Genomic DNA, 17,123 nt, shown 5'->3' on the forward strand with positions numbered 1-17,123 from the left:
ATTCATTCCGCGCCGCCACTTGATAAGGATAACGTATGACAAATCAAAAATACGTCCGCACGCAGCATGCCCGCCCGCGCTGCGCGCGCATGCTGCTGGCCATGGCAGCGAGCGTCGCGCTGTCGGCCTGTGCGCTCGCACCCGGCATGCGGATGAGCCCGCCCTCCGCCGCGGCCGACACACAGGCTGGCAGCGGCGCCCCCTCGTTCAGGATCACGCCGATCGATGCCGGCCTGATTCGCGCACTCGATGCGCAATCGGCCCGGCAGCAGGCCGGGTTATCCGACCGCCTCGTCGCAACGCCCGGCCCGTACCGGATCGGCCCCGGCGATGTATTGCAGGTCACCGTGTGGGATCACCCCGAACTTGCCGCTTCGCAAGGCGCCGCGCCGCAGAACGCGCTGCGCGCAGCGGACCCGGCGTCCGGGTTCGTCGTCGATCCGGACGGCACCCTGTCGTTCCCGTTCGCGGGCAAGCTGCACGTTACGGGGTTGACCGCCGACGCCGCGCAAGCCCGGATCGCCGCGGCACTGTCGCGCGTGTATCGCAATCCGCAGGTGACGCTGCGCGTCGCGTCGTTCCGTTCGCAGCAGGTCTACATCGACGGCGAAGTCCGTACGCCGGGTGCCCAGCCCGTCAACGACGTGCCGATGACGCTCTATGAGGCGCTGGGTCGCTCGGGCGGCCTCGGCCCGGCCGCCGACCAGAGCCGCATGACGCTGGTGCGCGGCGGCGTGACCTATCCGCTCGACCTGAGCCGGATGCTCAGGCACGGCCGCAATCCGGCCGACATCGTGCTCGCCGCAGGCGATCTCCTGCACGTGCCGGCCCGCAGCGACTACGGCGCGTACGTGATGGGCGAGGTCAACAAGCCGTCGCTCGCGGTGCCGCAACGCGACGGACGCCTGACGCTGTCCGACGCGCTGTCCCAGGCCGGCAGCGTGAACGCGGGCACGGCCGACGCGGCCCAGATGTTCGTGATCCGCGGGTCGGGCACGGGCAGCCCGCAGGTGTTCCATCTCGACGCGCGCTCGCCGGTGTCGATGGTGCTCGCGAACGAATTCGAACTGCAGCCGAAGGACATCGTCTACGTCGACGGCAGCGGCCTCGTGCGCTTCAGCCGCGTGCTCAGCCTGCTGCTGCCCGGCGTCAACACCAGCGCCACCGCGGCGCTCGCCGTCAAATGAGCGCGGTCGCCACGCTGCTCGTCGTGTGCATCGGCAACGTGTGCCGCAGCCCGATGGCCGAAGCGCTGTTCCGTGCGCGGCTGCCGGGCGTCGACGTGCAATCGGCCGGCCTCGGCGCACGTGACGGCCAGCCGGCCGATCCGCATGCAGTCGACCTGATGCGCGAGCGCGGCCTCGACATCGCCGCGCACCGCGCGCGCCGAGTGCCGCCCGGGCTCGCCACGCGCGCCGACCTGATCCTGACGATGGATGCCGACCAGCAACGCTGGCTCGAGCGCCGCCTGCCGGCGCTGCGTGGCCGCGTGTTCCTGCTCGGCATGCCGGATCCGTCCAGCGGCCGCATGCATGGCTCCGACATACCTGATCCATATCTCGGCCCGCGCGCGTCTTTCGAACGCAGCCTGCGGCTCATCGAGCGCGGTGTCGCCGCATGGTGCGCACGCATCACGCCGGTCGCCCATTCCACGCTTGTCCTTTCCGATTCCAACTGATGACAACCACACCTTCCCACGAGCATCCACACGACCGCGACGACGAGCTCGATCTTGCCGGCGCGATCGACGTGCTCGTTTCCCGGCGCTGGCTGATCGCCATCGTCACCGCCGCCTGCATGGGCGCCGGTACACTGTATGCGTTCCTCGCCCCGCGGCAATACCAGGCCGATATCATGGTGCAGGTCGAGGACAGCGGCGATTCGTCGGCCGCCAAGAGCGTGCTTGGCGACGTGTCGTCGTTGTTCGACATCAAGTCGAGCGCGGCCGCCGAAGCGCAGATCCTCGCGTCGCGACTCGTCATCACGCGCGCGGTCGACGAGCTGCGCAGCTACATCGTCGCGCAACCGAAGCGCTTCCCGGTCGTCGGCGAATTCGTGTCGCGCTTCAACACGGGAATCTCGCGCCCCGGCCTGCTGGGCCTCGGCGGCTACGCATGGGGCGACGAAAGCGCCGAACTGGCGCGCTTCGATGTGCCGAAGCCGCTCGAAGGCGAGCGCTTCGAACTCTCGCTGCTCGACTCGTCGCGCTACCGGCTGACGAGTGCCGCGCTGCCCGAGCCGGTCACGGGTACGTTCGGTCACCCGGAGACGTTCGCAACCGCCTACGGCCCGATCGCCATCGAAGTCACCCGCATCGACGCGCATCCCGACACCCGTTTCACGCTCGTGCGCGAATCGCGCGCCGGCACGATCGATGCGCTGCGCCGCGGGCTCGACGTCCAGGAAAAGATCAAGCAATCGGGCGTGATTGTCGCGACGCTGCGCGGCGCCGACTCGCAGCGCGTGCAGGCGCAGTTGCAAGCCATTGCAAACCACTACGTGCGCCAGCACATCGAGCGCAAATCCGCCGATGCCGCGCAATCGCTCGCGTTCCTCAACGCGCAGTTGCCGGTGCTCAAGAAGCAGTTGCAGGACGCCGAACAGCGCTACACGAACATGCGCAACGCGAACGGCGCCATCGACCTCGACGAGGAAGCAAAGCTGATCCTGCAGCAATCGGCCGACGCGAAGACGCGCCGGCTCGAACTGCAGCAGAAGCGCGACGCGATGGGCTCGCGCTTCGCGCCGGGCCATCCCGACATGATCGCGCTCGACGCGCAGATCGCGACACTCGCGCGCGAGCAGCAGTCGTTCGAACAGCAGGTCAGGCGCTTGCCCGACCTGCAGCAGAACGCCGTGCGCCTGATGCTCGACGTGAAGGTCGATACCGATCTCTACACGGCGCTGCTCGCCAACGCGCAGCAGCTCGAACTGGTCAAGGCAGGCAAGACCGGCAGCGTGCGGCTCGTCGACACGCCGGTCGCGCCCGAGGACCCGGTGCGCCCGAACCGGCCCGTCGTGATCGCGGCCGCCGCGCTGCTCGGCCTCGCGCTCGGCGTCGCGCTCGCGTTCGTGCGCGACACTTTGTTCGGCGGCGTACGCAGCGCCGACGAGATCGAGCGGCCGCTCGGCATCGACGTCTATGCGACCGTTCCGGAATCGACCGGCCAGCGGCAGGTCGCACGGCGCATCGCACAGTGCGTGCCGGGGCCGCATCTGTTGAGCGTGCTTCATCCGCACGATCCGGCGGTCGAGAGCCTGCGGAGCCTGCGCACCGCGCTCCGCTTCGCGATGCAGCGTGCGCGCAACAACGTGCTGCTGCTGACGGGCCCGGTGCCCGGCGCCGGCAAGTCGTTCGTCGCGTCGAACTTCGCGGCGCTGCTGGCCGCCAACGGCGAGCGCGTGCTGCTCGTCGACGGCGACCTGCGCCGCGGCTACCTGCACGACGCGCTCGGCGTCGAGCGCGAGCCGGGTTTCGCCGAGCTGATGTCGGGCACGGTCGAGCCGGATGCGGCGATCCGCCGCGACGTGATCCCCAACCTCGACTTCATCCCGACCGGCGCGATCCCCGCGCATCCGGCGGAACTGATCGTCGACGATCGCGTCGGCGCGCTGCTCGATACGCTGTCGGCCCGCTACGACCTCGTCGTGATCGACGCCGCGCCGATCCTCGCCGTCACCGACGCCGTCATGCTCGGCCGCCATGCGGGCACCGTGCTGCTCGCGGCCCGCGCGGCATCGACACGCGTCGCCGAACTCGGCGAAGCGATCCGGCGCCTCGCGCACAACGGCGTCGATGCGAGCGGCGTGCTGCTCAACGGCGTCGATCCGCGTTCCGGCGGCTACGGCTCGCGTTACGGCGCGTATCGCTACACCGAGTACCGCTATGCGCCATCCCGCTGCGGCATCGCGGCGTCGATCGGACAGTCGCTGCGCGCGTTCGCCGCACGCCTCCGGCGAGGCGCGCAGCGATGAACGATACCCGTCATCTCGAACGTCCGTCCGCCGGCGAAGCCGCGCGCATCGCGGCACGACCCGCCGCGGGAACACCCGTGACGCTCCGCGCGAACCGCACACCGCTGCTGCGTGTCGCGCTTGTCGTCGAAGCAGCGGGCGGCGGCGTGGCCGTCCATCTCGCCGACCTGATCGACGGACTGAGCAGGGCCGGCGGCGTCGAACTGCACCTGATCGTGCCGCGCGGGCCACGCTTCGACGGCACGATCCTCGACGCTCGCGTGCTGTCGCTTTGCGCGAGCGTGCACCATGTGCCGATGCGGCGCGCGGTCGGCTGGCGCGATGCGCTGGCCGTCGCGCACGTGTATCGATGCCTGCTGCGCATTCGCCCCGACATCGTGCACAGCCACAGCTCGAAGGCCGGCGCGATCGCGCGCCTGTGCATCGGGCCGTGGCGACACGTGTACACGCCGCACGCGATCTACACGCTCAACCCGGCCCTGAACGGCCTGCAACGCGGCGTGTACGGCACGATCGAGGCGTTGCTCGGCCACTTCCGCTCGCATCGGATCGTCGCCGTCTCGCGCGACGAAGCGCGGCATCTGCACGACGCGCTCGGCATCCCCGCGCATCGCGTCGCGACGATCGCCAACGGCGTCCCGGCGACAGCGACGCTGCCGCGCCGCGACGCGAGGCTGGCGCTCGGCCTGCCGAACGACGCGATCGTCGTCGGTTTCGTCGGGCGTTTCAGCCACCAGAAAGGCATCGACCGGCTCGTGCGGATCGCGCGCGGCGTCTATCGCCAGTGCGGCCTCGACGTGCGCTTCATCGCGATCGGCCCCGGCGACTTCCCGGTCGCGGCCGGCCCCGAAGCCGACGACGTGCCGCCCAATCTTCACGTCGTCGGTCCGGTCGAGCGCGCCAGCCGCTTTTTCTCCGCCTTCGACCTGTTCGTGCTGCCGAGCCGCTACGAAGGGTTTCCGTACGTCTGCCTCGAGGCGATGGCCGCGCGCGTGCCGATCGTCGCGTCACGCGTCGCGGGCGTGACCGAGCTGGTCGACACGCACGGCATCGGCATCGTCGTGCCGAACGACGACGACACGACGCAATTCGCCCGCACCGTCGTCGCGCTCGCCCGCGACGCGGAACGACGCCTCGCGATGCGCACGCACTGCGCGGCGACGCTCGACCATTTCTCCGTCGCGACGATGGTCCAGCGCACGCACGACCTGTATCGCGCACTCGTTCAAGGACACAACGCATGACTTCCTCTCCCCACGTCGCGCTGCTGCACGCGTACAGCGCCAGCAACGCCGGCGACGGCCTGCTGGTCGACCTGTCCGTCTCGCTGCTGCGGGAGGCCTTCGGCGACGCGACACGCGTGTCGATCGTCGCCGCCGATCCCGCGTCGTTTCCCGGCCACGACGACGTGCGCCCGGCCCCCGTGCTCGCCGGTGGCGGCTGGCGCCGGCTGGCCGCCGCTGCCGGCGCCGCGCTGCATCTGCCCGCGAACGGCGGGCTGCGCCCGCTCGGCGACCTGCTCGAGCGGGCCGACCTGATCGTCGGCGTCGGCGGCGGCTACCTGCGTGCGCGCAATCCGCTCGAGGCGCTCAAGCTCGAAGCCGGGCACCTGCTGCAGATGCGCGCCGCGCGCGCGTCGGGCAAACCGGCCGTGTATCTGCCGCAAAGCATCGGGCCCACGCTGTCGGCTGGCCCGGTCGGCGCACACCTGCGCGCGCTGCTTGCCGCGTTCGACACGGTGTTCGTTCGCGACGACCGTTCCGCGGCCTTCCTCGCCGCGAATCCGAATACGCGGCGCGCCCCCGATCTCGCCGTCCTGGATTTCGAGCATCGCCAGGACGCGATCCTGCAGCGCGCAGCGCGCGCGGATCGAAATGTTCGGCACGTCGCGTTCGTACTGCGCCGCGCGCCAGCATGGTCCGCCGCGCAACGCGCGCGCTACGACGCATCGATCCGGCAGCTCGTCAAACAGGTGAGCGCATCATGCCGGGTAAGTTTCGCGGTACAGAGCACCGGACGCGGCAACGACGATCTTGCGTACTACCACCGCCTCGGCATCCGCGATGCACTGGTACCGCTCAGGGCGCTGCTCGAACACGACCGGCCCGACGTCACAGTGTCGGTGCGGCTGCACGGCGCGCTCGAATCGATCCTGCATGGCGTGCCGGCATTCCACGTCAGCTATGAGCGCAAGGGCTTCGGCGCCTATGCGGACATGCAGCTCGACGACTGGGTCGTCAACGGCGCGAACTTCGATCCCGCGTCCGTCGCCGACACGATCTTCGCGCCCGGCGCGACGGCGGCGTTCTGGGACGCCGCGCAAACCGGCTTCGCCCGCATTCGCGCGGCACGCGTGCGCGTGATCGATGCGCTGCGCGCCGCGCTAGATATCGATAAGGGCGAACGATGCTGACGCGCCTGCTCCTGCGGTTCTCGGCGCTCGGCCTCAAATTCGCGCTCGCGATCGTCGTTGCGCGCACGCTCGGCTTCGACGCGATCGCCGCGTACGGGCTGGCGGTCGCCGCGTCGGTGATCGCGTCGAAAGTGCTGGGCCTCGGCTTCAGTCCCGAGCTCAACCGGCGCCTGAGCGAGGCCAACCCGCTACCGGCCATCGGCCATGCGCGCCGGCTGTACGTCGTCTATGGCGCGCTCTACCTGTTGCTCGCCGCCGCGCTTGCCGTGGCGACGCTGAACGAAACCGCCGCCACGCTGCTCGCGCGCTTCGGGCTGCCGGTCTCGCTCGCGTGGAGCGTGCTGCTCGTCGCGCTGTCCGAGCACGCGGCATTCGAGGCGAACGGATGGCTGTTCTCGCTGCACCGGCCGCGTGCCGCGTCGCTGCTGCTGTTCGTGCGCACCGGTGCGTGGGCCGGCATCGCGTGCGCGGGGCTGCTCGCGGGCGTCGTGAAATCGATCGAGACGGTGTTCGCGATCTGGGTCGTGACCAACGTACTCGTCGTGATCGCGTGCCTGCGCCGGATCGATGCGTTCGCGCACCGTGCGCGCGGCATCCGTTTCCCCGGGAACGCGGCCGATTCGGGCGGCGTGTTCCCGGTCTGGTTGCGCGGGCTGCCCTTCTACGCGGCCGGCGTGCTCCTCGTGGTGCTGCAATACGCGGAACGCATCATCGCCGGCAGCCATGTGAGCGCGGATGTACTCGGCCGGTACGTATTCGCATGGTCGATCGCCAACGCCGTGCAGACGGTCGCGTTCGCGACGGTCGTCGCGACGGCCGGCCCGCGCTTCGTGCGAACGCTGGCCGATACGCCCAACGCGTTTCTGCTCCAGGTTCGCCATGCGGCGGCGGCCAGCGCGGCCGTGACGCTGCTCGCATCGGCCGCCATCGCCGTCGTGTACCGCGACCTGTTCGCGTTCGCGCACGAGCCGGCGGACGCCGGCCATGCCGCGCTGCTCGCGGTGCTGCTCGTGTCGTTCGTCCTGCGCGCGGTGGCAGACGTACTGTGGGCCGCCGCGATCGCGCTGCGTGGTGGCGGCGTCGTGCTGGCCGCGTTGACGGCGATCGCGCTGCTGTACCTGCCGGTTGCGTCGCAACTGATCGCGCTTGACGGCGTCATGGGCGCCGCGCTCGCCCATCTGGCGACGAGCGTCGCGGTCGCCGCGATGCTCGCGCTGAGCGTCGCGCGACTTGCGCGCCGGCATCGATACATCCTGCCCGCCGCGGAGCCGCATCATGCTGGATAAGCTGCTTTGCGCGGGCCCCAAGCTCAGCCGCGGCCTGATACGCGCCGTCGCCGCGCTGGCCGTGCTGGCTTACTGGGGCATCTATGCGAAAGCCGGTGCGTTTCTGCCTGAGTTCATCTTTCGCGATGCGGAGAAGATCCAGAGCCAGATCGGCGGCGCCAGCACCTACGAAGGCACGTCGTTCGACGTGGTCGCGCGACTCTATGCGGCGCTCGGCGCGACCGGTACGCATCTGTTCGTCGCGTCGGTCGGCGCGCTCTGCATCTGGTTTGTGCTTGACCACGGCAAGCGCGTTGGCTCGATGGCGGCCTGCATGGTGCTGCTCGCGCCGTGTGTGTTCTTCAACCTGTTCGTCGCGAGCAAGGACACGCTCGTCGTGCTGATGGCCATCGTCCTTGCGCGGATCGCACAGCGTCGTGCCGCGCTTGTTGCGATCGCGGTCGCCGTCGTGCTGTACGGCGCCTATGCAGCCTTTGTACGCAGCTATTTCGCGCTGATTCCCGCGATCGCGATCGGCGTGCTGCTGTTTCGGCGAGGTGCGTGGCCGCGCAAGATCGTGCTGATGCTTGCCGTGCTGCTGGCGATCTTCCTGCTACCGAACGATGTGTACTACCTGCTGCAGCATCCGCGCGACATGGCGGCGGACTATCTCGCATACGGCTCGCCGTTCGGCGCTCGCACCAGTTTCCGTAACCCGGCCGAGCCAGTTTCGTTCATCGCGTTCTGCTTCAACTACCTGTATGCGGTGCTCCGCCTGAATCTGCCGGTGCTGTTTTCGCCCGGGCCGAAGGAAATCGCGATGCAGGTGTTCGTGTGGATCGCGCTGGCCGCCGTGTGGCGACGTGCGCGCGGCGAGGGCGGTCCCGGCCGCGAGGTGCTTGCAGCCCTCGTCATTGGACATGTTGCCGTATCGATGCTGTTCGAGCCCGATCTCGGCAGCTATACGCGCCATTTGTCGAGCGTGTCGTTGCTGTGCGCGGTGCAATTCGCGGGGGCGTCGCGCGCGGCGCGGGGGCCGGGGCGGAGATCCGGTATGTCCGGTGCGTTCGACATCGCCACCAGCCGCGACAACCTTTCGGCGGCAACGCGAGCGGCCCCGTCCGGAGATCGCCATGCGTGACACCGTGCACCAACGCGCGTTCTTCCCCAATATCCAGGCCGCCCGGGCCTTCGCTGCCCTCGCGGTGGTCGCGTATCACATGCACGTGCTGCCGTTCGGCCAGGCCGGCGTCGACGTCTTCTTCGTGATCAGCGGCTTCATCATGTCGTGGATCGCACCAGACGAAGGTCGCACGTTCTTCCACAAGCGCCTGGTCCGGATCGTGCCGCTCTACTGGGTGACGACGCTCGGCATCTACGCGATCGCCGTGCTGCGTCCGCACTGGCTGAACACGACGACGGCCGCGCCCGAATACCTCGTCAAATCGCTGCTGTTCGTGCCTTACGTCAAGGAAAACGGTCATTGGGGCCCGCTGAACCTGAACGGCTGGACCCTCGAGTACGAGATGTTGTTCTATCTCGCCGTTGCGGCAAGCCTCTGGGTCGTTGGTGCACACCGCGCGACTGCATTCGCGGCGCTGATGCTCGCGTCGCTTTGCCTGTGGGCGGCAATCGATGGCACGCCTGGCACCATCGCCCACCATCTCGGGCAACCGTTCGTGCTGGAGTTCGGCCTGGGTGTCCTGGCGTACCGGGTCCTGCAAACCGGAATCGTGCGCCGAATCGCCGCGCCGGCTTGGGCCTTCGCAGCAATCGGCGCCGTCGTGGCGATTCCGTTATCTCATGCCGTGTACGGCACACCACAAGCGTTCGCGCGTATCGTTCTGTGGGGCATGCCAGCATGCGTGCTGATCGTCTCGTTGGTCGCGCTCGACATGCTGAACCGGACGATCTCGAACCGCATCTTGGCTTCGCTCGGAGCCGCCAGTTATTCGATCTATCTGATCCATCCGTATATCATCGGGGTCGCCGAGAAGATCGTCGACGTGCGCGCGAATCTTCACACATGGCCCGGCGTCGCTTCCGCGTGCGCAACGCTCGGCGTGATCTGCCTGTCCGGACAGGTTTGCCATATCTGGATTGAACGGCCGATCGTGTCAGTATTGAATCGATGGCTCAGACAGTCGCGCTTCTCGACGCGTTCCCCATAATTGCACCCGAAACGTCGCGCTCCCGCGCCGCATCTGCCTGAACCAACTCGGAACCGATTCGGCGACGAGTGCGCTTTCGCCCGGTTCATCGGATGAGTGCCGCCCAGGGGCTACCCCAATGCCGTTTGTCGATGGTTAGGGGCCGACTTGCAGTGCCGCCGCCGAAGCTGCCGCTGTTCCGACGCCAACATCCTGTCAGGATCTTCCCGCTCCGGACAGGATGACTTTGCAGGTCAAGGCCAAGGCTGTCACGGGTAAGAGAATGTGATCGTGCTTTGCGCGACAACCGATCCCAGTGTGATAGTTGTCCCGGTCTTGGCATGCTTGGCCACGAACGAAAGCTCAACCACGCCATTCGATCGGCCGTACCGACATACCATTGGTTGGAATTTCCGTTTGCCGCCGAATCCGGCCCATAGCTGACAGGCGTCGTTTCATTGTCGCAGTAGATCCGAATGCCGACACCGCTGGCAGTCGAACCGGCTCCAAGGCCCAGCGTATCGGTCGACATCAGGGGATTCGAAGCGTCCGTCATCGTCGCGTGGCGATGCCGCTCTGGCCCCCGATGCGAGCCAGCTTTCGGCAGTCCGGAAGCGCGCCCGCTTATTGATAGCTCATGGTGAACGTGGCGGCGCCATCCGCCTTGCCAGGCGATACGGTAGAAGACGTTCGCACATAGCGAGCCTTGAACGGAATGGTCACGTCGACATTGCCGAAACTCCCGACGCTCCATTGATTCGGATTGCCTGTCGCCGCAGAGTCCGGACCGTAACTGACCAGCGTGTCGTCCGAACCACGCAGTATCTGAATGCCGAAGCCTTTGCCTTTCGAGCCGGGCGCAAGGGAGAGCGTATCGGACTCGTTAGCGGGGTTTGCCGAATCCGTCAGCGTCATGAACATTTTCGTCGACGTGCCCGGATTCCCACCGGAGCACTTGAGACGCACGTCGAAGGATTTTGGCGATGACGTTGCACCGATGCTTTTCAAATCACCGGCTAATGCCTTCCCGAGGTCGACCGCTATATTCTTGGTTAGCACATTGCAAGTCGGCACTTTTGGAATAATATTTATAGAACCATTCGTCACAATTGAACGAATTTTCTTTTCTTGCGCAACCAAATAAGTCATACCAATCTCTCCACTCAAAACGCCTGTCGATGTGATATCACCGGTTTTTACGAGCTCAATCGTAAAATTCGATGCCGCGTCCAGGTTCCAGGTATTAGTGGTCCCGGTAGTCGATTGCGGCCACCACTGATCCACATTGATCCCCCCTTTTATTCTGATCCCCACCCCGGAAACTGGCGTGGGATACGTGCTGTATTTCCCCGGAGCAGCGCTTGTCGTTCCGAAATAACCGACTTGGCCAACGACAGAGTCGCACGTCGCCTTTCCTCCCAATCCAGTTGACGTCCCCGATGCCGTGAAGATCACCGTTCCCTCAGCGATATTGGGATCAAATGCAGGTGGAGAGAATTTCGGCAGCGTGATGACGAGATGATCCACGACTACGTTATCGCTTCTTGTGACCGTGCATTTCGCATGGGCATAATTTGATAAGAGAACCAAAATCAAAAAACCGATGAATTTCATTTTTCCGTGTCCATGGTTGATTGCGTGTTTTCCGGCTTTCCAACGTGTGTTGGCATACGGGGTCTGGCAGCAGTCCGCCCGGCTTCATCGGGAAAGAAAATTGCAGCGCGGCGCAACTTGTCCCCTGTGCCAGACGGCTGGCGGCAAGTGAGCGGCACCCGCTCCGAAGACAACGCCTGGTTCTGCTGCTGCAGCCAGTAGTTGGCCTTGTAGCTACCGCCCTCCCAGCACACATCGATACAGCCCTGGTCCTCGATACCGAACACCAGCTGCCGCGACTGGCAGTCCACCATGCAGAGCGGCTTGCCCTTCGCGTCGTACGCCTGCGCGCCGAACGGCACCTTGGCGCCTCCGTCCGTACTCAACTCGAACTGCACGCGCCGGCCCGGCTCTGCGCCGAAGCGAGTCTTAGCGATCGCCCCGCGCGAGGCAGGCTTACCCGCGCTACTTGTAATAGAGCTCGACTGCCGCACCGGCATTGAATTTGCCCAGTTTCGGCGTACCGGTGCGCCACTTCAGGCTTGCCAGAAAGCGTTGCAGGTTGGATTGTTGCGATGTTGGCGGAGTCAGGACCAACTCCTTCCGGAAGGTAATCGGAGCAAGATCGTCCGCCCTGAGAAGATTGATACCGACAGACGGGTTGTCCGAAGGCACGAGTGTCGTATCGTTGTCGGCAAGCGTCGCGTTCACCGGGCTCAAGTAAGCATTGACTCCGTACACGGCACTACCGCTTGCGCAGGTGCGTACCTCCGCAATCGTGAACGGCATTCGCACGATCACCTGGTCCGGCTTCGGAACCGAGCCGCCAGTACTGATTCCGCTGAATTTGATCGTGCTGGGACTGATGCTGATCTTCGACTCGCAAGGGATATAACGCAGCTTGTCGAGACCTTTGACCGTGATGTTGTAGCTCATGCCTAGGCGAGTCCCTCCCTGTCCATCGAATTGCAAGGCCATGTAATCGGTGATCGATGTCATCGACCCTTCTTTGGCCGTGCCGGCCGGCGACTTCTTGACGAGAAAGATGGAGTACGTGAAGGTCTTTCGCGCCTTCTGCCAGCCACAATTGACCGAACAACCGTCGACCCAGACGTCGGTCTTCAACTTCCCCCCCGACAAGGATGAATAGAGGTAGTCCTTCCCATCGTAGGTAACGCCGATTTCCAGGTCGTCTCCGAGCGAGATTCCTTTCGGGTTGACATATAAATAGACATATTCACCGGGGTTGATGGAATCCACCCAACAATCCATTGAGGTCGTCTGAGTGGGTTGCCGCCAGAGCACCTTGCCTTTCGGCTGGGTGTTGGGGACGGCGACCGTCGTGTCGACCATCGTGGTAACGCTCGTCACGTTCGAGTCCGCAAGCGTACAGATCAGGGCATAACTTTTAGGCATCCAGAGCATGAGCGCTGCAGCCAGAAACAGGATCCTGTGAACATTCATTGACTATTCTCCAAATACAAATGGAATCAGAGCTCCGACTGCAGTGCGAACGTGCGTGGATGCTGGAATCCGCTGTCGCTGATGTAGACGTAGCTGACACCATCCGGCACCGTGGCACATCCTGAATCAGGTAGTGGTTTGGTGGAGTACGGTTCCAGCATCCAATGCCGGAGCGTCTCCCCACATGTCTTTCCAGTGCTGTCCTGAAGCTTGATATCCGTCAGCGTCAGGAAATAAGGCGAATCGTTGTGCGCGCTCGGAACAGCAGATCCAGGCTGGCGCACCCATTTGAGTCGGTCAATCGCCTCCTGCGGATCCATGGAAAGCTGCGGACGATAAAAGAACTTGAGATGATGCCGCACAGCGAACTGAAGGCTGTCGCCACCCTCCGGCTTCTTCGGGATCTCCGTCACGGAAAGCGTGAAGTAGGATTCCCGATCGGCGGGAAGGCCCTCCCCCTGGTAGATGATTTCCTCGAAAGCCCTTTTCCGTGACGGAATCAGGAGCAGCGGTTTGGAAACTGCAATGGGAAGGAGCGGCGCGGCCTTTTCGTTTCCCCACTCGATATTGACCTGAACGAGGGCCGGCTCGTCACCATCGTTCTCGATCTCGATGTTTTTTCTGCCATTCTTCTCATCCATGACAAAGCGGGTATAACCACCGAAATGGATATCCGCCAACGCGGCAGTCGATTGCAGCAATGTCGCCAGGAGAACGACCCTCAGCACCGCGACCGATGACCCAGCCAGAAACAAAAGTAGTCTGTTCAGCATGTCGTTTGCGGCATGAACGGCGCCGCCTCCATTTCACTTGGTGCGCGACGGTGCAAGCAAGAGCACCCGCCGATTCAGTCGGATTCGCGCTGCGCTTGCTCTGCACTACCCTCGCAATCGGCGAATCAATTCGAAGCCGCCATCTTTCCAGCGGAGCATCGCGTCTGCACGCGCTCGTAGGCCAGTTCCTTGTTCTGCGGCTTCAGCGCGAAGCCGATCGTGCATTGCTTGTCGCCCCAGCTCACGTCGATGCTGCCCTGGTCTGCGACACCGAACACAAGCAGCCGCGACTGGTTGTCCACCATGCCGAGCAGTTTGCCCTTCGCGTCGTACGCCTGCGCGCCGAACGGCACCTTGCCGCCTTCGTCCGTACTCAGCTCGAACTGCACGCGCCGGCCCGACTCCGCTTCGAAGCGGGTCTTCACGATCGCGCCACGCGTGGGCACCACCATCTTCGCGTTGTCGGTGATCTCCGTATGCGTGCCGACACTCGACGGATCGATGTTCAGCCAGTTCTGACGGTACGGCTGCAGGTACGGCACGATCGCGTAGCCGCGCCGATCGGTGCGCACCGTCGGCGCGCCACCGAACGTCACGTCGCTCACCTTCGGCACCTGGACCACCGCGAACGTCTCGCCGAGCGGCTGGCCGAGCGTGACACCGCCACCGTGCGCGACGACGGAGCCCGATGCGCTCGCATCGAAATGCCGGCCCGAGCGGTCCTGCGTGAAGTTGCCGGTCAGCTTCGCGTTCGGCGTATCCCAGCCCGCGCTGACGCCGCCCGAGCCGCCGCCGTCGCGGCTGTAGCCGGCCTGCACGCCGTAGTTGACGGTATTGCTCTCGTTCAGATAACCCGACGCGCCGGTCTGCACGTTGAAGTCGCCGCGCGTCGACGACACCGCGTTCGCGTACAGGCGATGCGAACTCGACGCCTTGCCCAGCGGAATGCTCACGGACACGCTGAACTGCGTGTCCGGCCGCCCGAACGGCCCCGACTCCTGGATATGCGATGCCGACACGCTGTAGCTGACGTTCCGGTAGCTGTTGCTGTAGCCGACCTGCAGGCGCCGGCTGCGCCCTTCGCCGTTCCAGTAGGTCGTATCGCCGATGCCGGCAAACATCGAGCCGCTGCCGAGCGGCTGGTTGACGTTCACGTCCAGGCGGCTCTTCTGACGCATGAGGCGCGGCCCGTACGTATGGTCCGTGTCCTCCACGTGCTGGCTCAACGTACGGTAGCCGTCCGTCGAATAGCGGTAGCCGACCATCGTGAACGTGGTGTTGGTCGGATACAGCGTCTTCGAATACAGGAACCGCAAGCTCTGCCCTTGCCGCGTGCCCGTCGACGTGCGCGACCGGCTCGTCGTGACGTCCAGCGACATGCCGCCGATACGCGTGTTCACGCCGATGCCGAGGGCGGCCGCCACGTAGTTGTCCGCGGCGATAACGCCGCCGTAGCCGGTGAAGTTGTCGGACACGCCGTACACCAGCGTGCCCTGCGTGAACTTCGGGCTCGACTGGCCCTGCACGCGATACTGGCCGGCGGCAAACGCGTACCGCAGGCTGCCACGACGAACCATCACCGGCAGGTACGAGTACGGCTGGGTGAACCGGCGCACGCGTCCGTCGGACTCGGTGATCCTGATCTCGAGGTCGCCGTTCGAGCCGCTCGGATAGATGTCGGTGATCTCGAACGCGCCCGGCGGCACCGGCGTCGAATAGATCACGTAGCCGTTCTGCCGCACCTCCACGATTGCATTGCTCTCGGCAATCCCGCGCACGACCGGCGCGAAGCCGACTTCGCTGTCGGGCAGCATGCCGAGATCAGTGCCGATCTGCGCGCCGACGAAGCGCACGCTGTCGAAGATGTCACCCGACGTATACAACTCGCCGGCCGCCACCTTGCTGCGCAGGCGGCGGATATCACGCTCGACGTAGGTGCGGTTGCTGCTGAAGCGGCTGCCCGCACCCGTGGTGCCGGTGAGCGACGATTCGTTACGGAAACGCCAGCCGCCGGCATTGAAGCCGTTGCGCAAACCGACGAAGTAATACTCGTTGTTGTGGCCGTGACTATCGTTACGGCTGTAGCTGACCTGATAGTCGCTGTACAGCGCGGGCATGCCGTCGTCCCACAGCGACTGGTCCACGTAGCCGCGCGAGGTACGCGACACATACAACTGCGGAAAGCTGATGTTCAGCGACAGCGTATTGGCTTCGAACTCCACCGATGCGCCGTCCGCCACGGCGTGCAGGTCGACGATCGTCGCGTCGTCCGCGCCCGCGGCAATGCGCCCGTCCTTCTCCAGCCGCGCGACGTTGACGCCGGCGGTACGCAGCAGCCCGAGGGTCACCGCCGGCTTGACGGCGCCGTCGGCGTCCGCGCGGAACACGACGTCCTGGCGCTTGACAAGGGTATGGTTCAGGTAGACATCGACGTCATAGCTGCCGGGCAGCACCGAACTGCCTTTCTCGAAATAGCTCAGCTCGACGGGCGCTTCGCCCTTGCGCAGAAAGGATTCGTTGAATTCCACCGCGTGGCCCTGCGCCGGCAGCACCAGCCCGAGCAACGCGAGGCACGGCGCACCGATCTGCGCGGGCGTCCAGATATCCCCTTCCTTTCTGACGTTCTCCATACCCTTTCTCTAAGTTGATTCACCTCCCGAGCGGAATCGCAAGCGCGAACATGCCCCGCCCCGCGGCACAGGCCCGGGGACAATGAAGATGAAGAGGAATACGATGTGTCGAGCTGGTCGCGTCAACCAGCGGTAGTGCCGTCGTGCGGTTCGACGGCGCCGTAGTCGTTGATCGATTCGAAGTGAACCTTGACGCCCGCCGCGGCGGCGCCAGCCGGCAATTCCTTGACGGCAAATTGGCGGGTGGTGGACGGCGGCACCATCTCGGCGGCCACGGCATAATCCCGGCCGCCGCTACGCACGTTGACAGACGCCAGCGAGACGAAATACGCTGACGGATTGCTGACTTCGAGCTGCGTGCGACCGTCACGTTGCACAAGCTTCCAGCGGAGCTGCGCAGGCGCCTCCTCGACCTTGCCGGGCAGGCCGGCGGGCCGGTAGAAGAACTTGATGCGCTGACGCACGGCAATCTGCAGCGTGTTGTCACCCTTGGCTTTCTGCGGGATCTCCTGCACGTTGAGCCAGAACACCGACTCGCGATCGGCCGGCAGGCCCTGACCGTAGTAAAGGACGCGCAGCGTCTGCTGCTTCTCCGCACCGAGGCGACCGAGCGCCGGCGTGATCGCGAACGGCACGTCTGCCTTCCCGTCGCTCGCGTCCATCCACGACTGGATCATCACGTCGGCCGGCGCGCGGTTGCGGACCAGAATCGACGCCTCCTTGCTCGGCGCGGCCAGCACGACGCGGGTTCCGTCGAGCGTGACGCCCGCGAGCGAAGCGCCCGAAGACAACAACAGCGAGCCGGCCAGGGCCAGCCCAGCAAAGTGGAATCGTTTCATGTCGAATGGGATCTTGTCAGT

Annotated in this window: 14 protein-coding genes; 8 read left to right on the forward strand and 6 right to left on the reverse strand. The window is 65.4% G+C overall.

The features are described from left to right. Positions 1-35: 35 nt before the first annotated feature. Genes VL15_RS27510 through VL15_RS27545 form a run of 8 tightly spaced genes read left to right on the forward strand, consistent with a single transcriptional unit; the run spans position 36 to position 9,824 of the window. Positions 36-1,187, forward strand: coding sequence for a polysaccharide biosynthesis/export family protein (locus tag VL15_RS27510; RefSeq protein WP_048249820.1), 1,152 nt, complete (start codon positions 36-38; stop codon positions 1,185-1,187). Continuing rightward, entirely contained in the window at positions 1,184-1,678 is a 495-nt protein-coding gene (locus VL15_RS27515) for a low molecular weight protein-tyrosine-phosphatase (RefSeq protein WP_048249821.1), read from the forward strand. The genes VL15_RS27510 and VL15_RS27515 overlap by 4 nt, the downstream gene beginning before the upstream one ends. After that, complete coding sequence (locus VL15_RS27520) at positions 1,678-3,975, forward strand: polysaccharide biosynthesis tyrosine autokinase (protein ID WP_048249822.1); 2,298 nt, start codon at positions 1,678-1,680, stop codon at positions 3,973-3,975. Before VL15_RS27515 ends, VL15_RS27520 begins: the two co-directional genes overlap by 1 nt. Next, a complete protein-coding gene (locus VL15_RS27525; RefSeq protein WP_048249823.1) occupies positions 3,972-5,219 on the forward strand; it encodes a glycosyltransferase family 4 protein in 1,248 nt (415 codons plus the stop codon). Before VL15_RS27520 ends, VL15_RS27525 begins: the two co-directional genes overlap by 4 nt. Beyond that, complete coding sequence (locus tag VL15_RS27530) at positions 5,216-6,388, forward strand: polysaccharide pyruvyl transferase family protein (protein WP_048249825.1); 1,173 nt, start codon at positions 5,216-5,218, stop codon at positions 6,386-6,388. Before VL15_RS27525 ends, VL15_RS27530 begins: the two co-directional genes overlap by 4 nt. Then, positions 6,382-7,674 (forward strand): oligosaccharide flippase family protein, encoded by a 1,293-nt coding sequence (locus tag VL15_RS27535; RefSeq protein ID WP_048249826.1) that lies wholly within the window; start codon positions 6,382-6,384, stop codon positions 7,672-7,674. Before VL15_RS27530 ends, VL15_RS27535 begins: the two co-directional genes overlap by 7 nt. Beyond that, positions 7,664-8,794 (forward strand): hypothetical protein, encoded by a 1,131-nt coding sequence (locus VL15_RS27540; protein WP_048249827.1) that lies wholly within the window; start codon positions 7,664-7,666, stop codon positions 8,792-8,794. Before VL15_RS27535 ends, VL15_RS27540 begins: the two co-directional genes overlap by 11 nt. Next, positions 8,715-9,824: an acyltransferase family protein gene (locus VL15_RS27545; RefSeq protein WP_230684530.1), complete on the forward strand. Its 1,110-nt coding sequence runs from the start codon at positions 8,715-8,717 to the stop codon at positions 9,822-9,824. The genes VL15_RS27540 and VL15_RS27545 overlap by 80 nt, the downstream gene beginning before the upstream one ends. A gap of 603 nt (positions 9,825-10,427) precedes the next feature. Here the strand turns inward: VL15_RS27545 and VL15_RS27550 are convergent. The 6 genes from VL15_RS27550 to VL15_RS27575 form a co-directional block, all read right to left on the reverse strand. Beyond that, positions 10,428-11,417, reverse strand: coding sequence for a fimbrial protein (locus VL15_RS27550; RefSeq protein ID WP_048249829.1), 990 nt, complete (start codon positions 11,415-11,417; stop codon positions 10,428-10,430). Next, on the reverse strand, positions 11,414-11,794 hold the full coding sequence (locus VL15_RS27555) for a FimD/PapC C-terminal domain-containing protein (protein ID WP_048249830.1): 381 nt from the start codon (positions 11,792-11,794) through the stop codon (positions 11,414-11,416). Before VL15_RS27555 ends, VL15_RS27550 begins: the two co-directional genes overlap by 4 nt. 67 nt (positions 11,795-11,861) lie before the next feature. After that, a complete protein-coding gene (locus VL15_RS27560; protein WP_048249831.1) occupies positions 11,862-12,860 on the reverse strand; it encodes a fimbrial protein in 999 nt (332 codons plus the stop codon). Positions 12,861-12,886: 26 nt separating this feature from the next. Beyond that, on the reverse strand, positions 12,887-13,633 hold the full coding sequence (locus VL15_RS27565) for a molecular chaperone (protein WP_048249832.1): 747 nt from the start codon (positions 13,631-13,633) through the stop codon (positions 12,887-12,889). A gap of 125 nt (positions 13,634-13,758) precedes the next feature. Further along, positions 13,759-16,263, reverse strand: coding sequence for a fimbria/pilus outer membrane usher protein (locus tag VL15_RS27570; protein WP_053077709.1), 2,505 nt, complete (start codon positions 16,261-16,263; stop codon positions 13,759-13,761). Positions 16,264-16,385: 122 nt separating this feature from the next. Beyond that, positions 16,386-17,102 carry a molecular chaperone gene (locus tag VL15_RS27575; protein WP_048249833.1) on the reverse strand — a complete coding sequence of 239 codons (717 nt, stop codon included), beginning with the start codon at positions 17,100-17,102 and terminating at the stop codon, positions 16,386-16,388. Positions 17,103-17,123: the final 21 nt, after the last annotated feature.

The sequence above is a fragment of the Burkholderia cepacia genome (genome assembly GCF_001039005.1).
Taxonomy (GTDB): Bacteria; Pseudomonadota; Gammaproteobacteria; order Burkholderiales; family Burkholderiaceae; genus Burkholderia; species Burkholderia theae.

Excerpts from the sequence above, each read along its gene's own strand:
- VL15_RS27510 (WP_048249820.1), top strand. The coding sequence starts at position 36 with ATGACAAATCAAAAATACGTCCGCACGCAGCATGCCCGCCCGCGCTGC.
- VL15_RS27515 (WP_048249821.1), top strand. The coding sequence starts at position 1,184 with ATGAGCGCGGTCGCCACGCTGCTCGTCGTGTGCATCGGCAACGTGTGC.
- VL15_RS27520 (WP_048249822.1), top strand. The coding sequence starts at position 1,678 with ATGACAACCACACCTTCCCACGAGCATCCACACGACCGCGACGACGAG.
- VL15_RS27525 (WP_048249823.1), top strand. The coding sequence starts at position 3,972 with ATGAACGATACCCGTCATCTCGAACGTCCGTCCGCCGGCGAAGCCGCG.
- VL15_RS27530 (WP_048249825.1), top strand. The coding sequence starts at position 5,216 with ATGACTTCCTCTCCCCACGTCGCGCTGCTGCACGCGTACAGCGCCAGC.
- VL15_RS27535 (WP_048249826.1), top strand. The coding sequence starts at position 6,382 with ATGCTGACGCGCCTGCTCCTGCGGTTCTCGGCGCTCGGCCTCAAATTC.
- VL15_RS27540 (WP_048249827.1), top strand. The coding sequence starts at position 7,664 with ATGCTGGATAAGCTGCTTTGCGCGGGCCCCAAGCTCAGCCGCGGCCTG.
- VL15_RS27550 (WP_048249829.1), bottom strand. The coding sequence starts at position 11,417 with ATGAAATTCATCGGTTTTTTGATTTTGGTTCTCTTATCAAATTATGCC.
- VL15_RS27560 (WP_048249831.1), bottom strand. The coding sequence starts at position 12,860 with ATGAATGTTCACAGGATCCTGTTTCTGGCTGCAGCGCTCATGCTCTGG.
- VL15_RS27565 (WP_048249832.1), bottom strand. The coding sequence starts at position 13,633 with ATGCTGAACAGACTACTTTTGTTTCTGGCTGGGTCATCGGTCGCGGTG.
- VL15_RS27570 (WP_053077709.1), bottom strand. The coding sequence starts at position 16,263 with ATGGAGAACGTCAGAAAGGAAGGGGATATCTGGACGCCCGCGCAGATC.
- VL15_RS27575 (WP_048249833.1), bottom strand. The coding sequence starts at position 17,102 with ATGAAACGATTCCACTTTGCTGGGCTGGCCCTGGCCGGCTCGCTGTTG.